The organism is Nocardia arizonensis (assembly GCF_001310275.1).
GTDB lineage: Bacteria > Actinomycetota > Actinomycetes > Mycobacteriales > Mycobacteriaceae > Nocardia > Nocardia arizonensis.
The window spans coordinates 1-5,038 of record NZ_LGYZ01000028.1; the positions used below are offsets into that span (position 1 = coordinate 1).

A 5,038-nucleotide genomic window follows, 5' to 3' on the forward strand; every position below is an offset into this window, starting at 1 on the left:
AACAAGCCCTCGAGATGGGAGCCCGCACCTACCTGCCGATCCTCGGCCGATTCCTGCAAACGGACCCTGTACTGCACGGATCAGCCAACGACTACGACTACGTCAACGGTGACCCTGTCAATTTCCTCGACCTCAGCGGTGAAGCCCCCAAAGGCGGTAAGGATGGCATCGATCCCCCAGGCCGTAGAAAGAGCACAGAGTTCCCCGAGTTCGAAGAATTCGAATACTACGACATCTACGGCAACCCTAAGTCCTACTCCCCCCCGGGTAGCAATTCGGAGCCGGTGCGCATCAACCCCGGCGAAGCGCTAGCCGCAGGCTGGCCCACGCCGACCGCATACGGTTGCGAGGAGGCCGCATCGGAAATCCAAGGCATTATAGGAGGGAACATCTATATGATAGTCTCTACCCTTCCAGGGGCGAGGAGTCTGGGTCCCTTGAGTCACATTTTCAATCGAGAAGGGGAGTGGGGAGACCACTACGTAGTCATCAAAGAAGATGCCAACGGAAAGCCTATAGTCTATGACGCATTCACCGGTCCCGCAGGGTTGCCGATGGAAGCCTTCGAAAGCAGTTTGTAGATGGAGATGACCTCTACTTCCGGTCGGTCGGATGATGAAAGTCGGCCCGCGTTGAGCCTGTTGGAATTATGCAGAAATCTACAGCGGGCTCCTCGCTCGTACCTGCCCGACGGCAGGTACGCCACGGCTGTGGCGTTTATCGATGGATTCGACATCGGACAAGCTGGTGCACCATTGGCGGGATTCCGCGAATTCCTGCTCGACAAGTTCTTCGCAGGCAAGTACAACCCTTACATCTGGGGCTATCTGATACTCGCCTCCGAGAACGATTCCCTACTCGGATCCGTCGGGCTGCACGAACTCTCGCCTGAACTCGACGAATTACTCACTCGGAAGATGCTCGACCTCCTCATCGAGTTCACCACGAGCAAGTAGCGCCACCAGCCGCTGTGAGAGGTTACCAGTTCACCTTGCTCTCACAGCGGCAAAGGCCGGCTGTGTAGGCGGTAGTCGGATCAGTGATCGTATCGGGATCTGCCTGAGTTGGCTCACGTTGTCACCGATGGCGGGTTCGGCCTCCTGAACTGGGGTGATGGTGGTGATTGGTGCCTGTTTCAGGCACCGTCGCCCGCCCGCAGCGGGGTCACTGCTACCCATCCCGACATTCTCGCCGGACCCCCGGCCCGTCGTGCTGGTGGTAGTCATCGTGGTGATCGATCCATCTCTCGCCCTACAACGCCGAGTTGCTGTGAACCAGCGGACTCACCTCAGGCTGACACGTAGGGGGCTCCGAGCGGGAGACCGCCTCGGCCACCATGATCTGACAGATCGGCGAGTCATCAACGCTGCCGCGCTGGTACTCGATATGGCTGTGCCTGCCCACCTCGCGGGCGAACGTTCGGTGCCGATCCTCGCACGTGACCAGGCACGGATGCGCACGTTGTTCGAGAGAGCCGTCAACGGCTACTTCTCCCACACCACCCTTCACCGTCAGCCGTAGGTGGGGTCCTCAGTGTCGCCATGCGATCTCGTCTCCTGATCCCAGACAGTGACGAACCGGCCCGTCGCCTTCAGATACCCTCCTGCACCAACTTCTCGAACAGCAGCCGCGTGGCGAGCGGTCATGGACCACCGCGTGCTGTCCCACTACGGGGGCGACACCACACTGCTCTCCACACCAGACCCGCGACCCGCCGCCGATCTCCCCTGCGGTTCCAGGGATCGCGTCGCGTCGAATAGGTAACCCGCGGGGCGAGCGCACCGTTGTTGGGTGCCGACGCGGTGCGCCGGCCCATCGCGCGGCCTGTCGATGACCGGAGTGTGCCGAGTCGCGATTCACCGTGGTCGCCGATATCGCATCTGCGAAAGTCGTCCGGTCGAATCTCGAACAAGGTCGATTGTTTCGTCCACCACAGCCCTGCTCGGGTTGGCATGCCGCACGTCGGCGTGGACGGCTGCCACGCCGACACGGAGCGCTCTTTCCGGGCGCTGTTCGACTGTGCGCCATTGCGTCGATCCCGGCTGTCGTAGCGAGCGACACCTGCCTACTGTGCGGCAGGGTCAGCAGTTGGCCGGTGCCGGCTCGCCGCGAACCCGACCCTCGATCCACCCCAGCATCGCGGGGGTGCCGACGACCGCTGCGGTCAGATGCTCGAACGCGGGGACCTGAAGCGTCTGCAGGCGCACTCCGGCCGCGCACCAACGGCGGTTGGTGTTGTCGATCGCGTCGATCGGGATCAACGGATCGGTCGGTGAATGCCATTCGAATATCGGTGTTTGCGGAACACCGCTGTACAGTTCCACGCTGTTCTCTTCCACCACCGCCCAGGCATCAGGATGGTCGTAAACGGAAGCCTCGGTGGAGAACTCACGAACACTACCGCCGACACCGAGGGCGAGGATGTCGTTGGTGCAACTATTGGCCATGGCGTCACGCATCGCGAGGCCGCGTTCATTGAGATTGGCACTGATCGGCACCCGGTCCGGATATTCGCGCTCCAAACCGATCGCGGCCGCCATAGCCAACCCGAACGCCGGATGAGGGTTGAAACCCAGCCCCCGTGCCATCGACACCAAATTCATCGGTGCTCCACCGATGGCCGCGCCCGCCAGCCGTACATCCGGTGCGTAGGTCGGCTGGAGTGCGGCCGCCCACGCCGTGGTGAGGCCGCCACCGGAGTAGCCCGCCAACGCTACAGGGCTGTTCGCGACGGCGAGTTCGGGCAAATGTTTCACCGCCCGGATGCCGTCCAAGGTGATCTGGCCTCCCAACCGCCCGGCTCCGAGTGCGAACTGTGGTCCGAGATGATCCGGCAGCGCCACACTCCAGCCCCCCGCGACCAGCGTGCTCAATACCGGCATGATCGTCGACAGATTCAGATCGGCGCCGTAGAGCCGGTGCGATATCGCGCAGTCAGTGCCCAGGGAATTGATGAAGTGCTGATACGACAGCAGTGGGGCGTCGGGTCGATGAGCCGCGGGGGTGAGGATCGTGGTGGTCGCGGCGATCGGCGCGCCTCGCGAGTTGGTGGAACGAAACTCGACCAGCCGAACCGTGGCACCGGGAAAAATCGGCAACGGCGGCAGAACCCGCACGCCGAGCACGTCCCCGGGCTGATGCTGCGCCAGGTCGGCAGGGGCCGCGTAGAAGGGGTCCGGATCGGGGTGCGGGTATAACGGCTCGGTGCTTGCCGGCGCCGTCAGCAACAGCGTGCACGCCATACCGACAAACGCGCCCAGACAGCGAAGAGAGGGACGAGTCACGACCTTGACCTCCACGGATAGTTCGCCACATTCATCGATGCGCAGCCGAGACAGATCGCTCACCAGCAAACTATCACTGCACGCAGATGCAAGATCGTATTACGACGAACACCGCATCTACGTGCGTGGACAAGCGTGTTTGCTGACAACGAGAGATGGAACTACCCGGCAATCTGTCAGATATTCTCGAATCGACACTCGATCGGACGCGAAAGACCGCGTGTCCCCGCGTGTCACATTCACCAGATCTCACTCGGGCGAACTCGAGCCTCCCTGACCGGCCCGATTTTGTCGTGGACTGACGTCACAAGTCCTGATACTACCGGCTGTCGTCACCGTATCGAGGTGAAGACGATTAGCAGCGCCTCTGCCGGTCAAGTCGAGTTCTTCCTCACCAGCAATGAGGCAGCGGTTGGGATGCGAGACCCCGGATGGTCACTCGTCGCGGTGCGCCGAAATCGGGACGGTAGTCTCGAACTCATCGGTTGGTGCTCATCGGACAGCCTCATCCCCCATCTACCCCGCGATATCTCCAGGCAAGGAAGATGGGCCAGTGCCCGCCTGAGCATTGCTGTGACGGAATTCGGGCCGGGGCTCCCACTAATTGAGTCGAACAATCCCTTGCCCTGCTGCATCAATACCGCCGCCTCGCGGTCCGCTGGGAACGCCGCACCGACATCCACCACGGATTCCTCGGCCTCGCAACCGCACTCATCTGCTGGCGACGGTTGAGCAACCGAACCCGATAGACGTCTAAGGTTTGTAATGCCTTGGTATGCAACGTATTACCATACCTCGGTGAGCCTTTCCTTGCTGGTGGGATGCCGCGAGTGTCGGCTAGCGTGCGTTGCATGAGCGACACAAGCGCCACCGCCGAACCCGACGCCGTCGCCCGGCATCCGGGCGAACCACACGGCGGCGGCCTGTCCACGCGACTGAATTGGCTGCGCGCCGGGGTGCTCGGCGCGAACGACGGCATTGTGTCGGTCGCGGGCATCGTAATCGGGGTCGCCGCCGCCACGGCCTCGCGGACCCCGGTGCTGACCGCGGGCGTCGCGGGAGTGACCGCCGGAGCCATATCGATGGCGCTCGGGGAGTACGTTTCGGTCAGTACGCAACGCGACAGCGAACGCGCCCAGCTGGCGACCGAGCGCCGCGAACTCGCCGAACAACCCGAACTCGAACTCGCCGAACTGACCGAGATCTACCGGACGAAAGGCCTCACCATGGCAACCGCGCAGCGTGTCGCGCACGAGCTGACCGACCATGACGCGTTCGCCGCCCACGCCGAGGCCGAGCTCGGCATCGATCCCGACGCACTGACCGACCCCTGGCACGCCGCCGTGTCCTCGGCGGTGTCGTTCACCCTCGGCGCGCTGCTGCCGCTGCTGGCCATCGCGGTGACGCCCGTATCGGCACGCATCCCGATCACCTTCGCCGCAGTCGTCGCCGCGTTGGTGCTGACCGGCACGCTCAGCGCCCGCCTCGGTGGCTCGGCACCGGGGCGGGCAGTCGTTCGCATCGCACTCGGAGGTGCGCTTGCGATGGCGGCGACCTACGTCATCGGAAATGCCGTCGGGTTCGCCGTGTGAGATCTCATATGCGGTGACAGGGTGAAACACCCGCGGTGCGTGAAATTCCAACTGATCAAACTATCAGCGCCCTCGGGAGAGGTGTGAAAACCTTTGCTATGAGCGTCTATCAGGTTCGGTTGCTCAACCGTCGCCAGCAGATGAGTGCGGTTGCGAGGCCGA

5 protein-coding genes are annotated in these 5,038 nt (G+C 62.9%); 4 read left to right on the forward strand and 1 reads right to left on the reverse strand.

Going from position 1 to position 5,038, the window contains the following annotated elements:
• From APZ21_RS05070 to APZ21_RS35965, 3 genes are all read left to right on the forward strand, one after another.
• Nucleotides 1-581, forward strand: a 581-nt coding sequence (locus tag APZ21_RS05070) for an RHS repeat-associated core domain-containing protein (RefSeq protein WP_204249039.1), incomplete at its 5' end; no start/stop codon positions are given.
• Nucleotides 582-710: 129 nt separating this feature from the next.
• Complete coding sequence (locus APZ21_RS05075) at nucleotides 711-956, forward strand: hypothetical protein (protein WP_156370688.1); 246 nt, start codon at nucleotides 711-713, stop codon at nucleotides 954-956.
• 430 nt (nucleotides 957-1,386) lie between these two features.
• Entirely contained in the window at nucleotides 1,387-1,521 is a 135-nt protein-coding gene (locus APZ21_RS35965; RefSeq protein WP_275426182.1) for a hypothetical protein, read from the forward strand.
• 560 nt (nucleotides 1,522-2,081) lie between these two features.
• On the opposite strand, the gene APZ21_RS05080 is transcribed toward APZ21_RS35965, so the two are convergent.
• Nucleotides 2,082-3,242, reverse strand: coding sequence for a lipase family protein (locus APZ21_RS05080; RefSeq protein ID WP_054812049.1), 1,161 nt, complete (start codon nucleotides 3,240-3,242; stop codon nucleotides 2,082-2,084).
• 893 nt (nucleotides 3,243-4,135) lie between these two features.
• On the opposite strand from APZ21_RS05080, the gene APZ21_RS05085 reads away from it, so the two are divergent.
• Nucleotides 4,136-4,876 carry a VIT1/CCC1 transporter family protein gene (locus tag APZ21_RS05085; protein ID WP_054812050.1) on the forward strand — a complete coding sequence of 247 codons (741 nt, stop codon included), beginning with the start codon at nucleotides 4,136-4,138 and terminating at the stop codon, nucleotides 4,874-4,876.
• Nucleotides 4,877-5,038 lie beyond the last annotated feature (162 nt).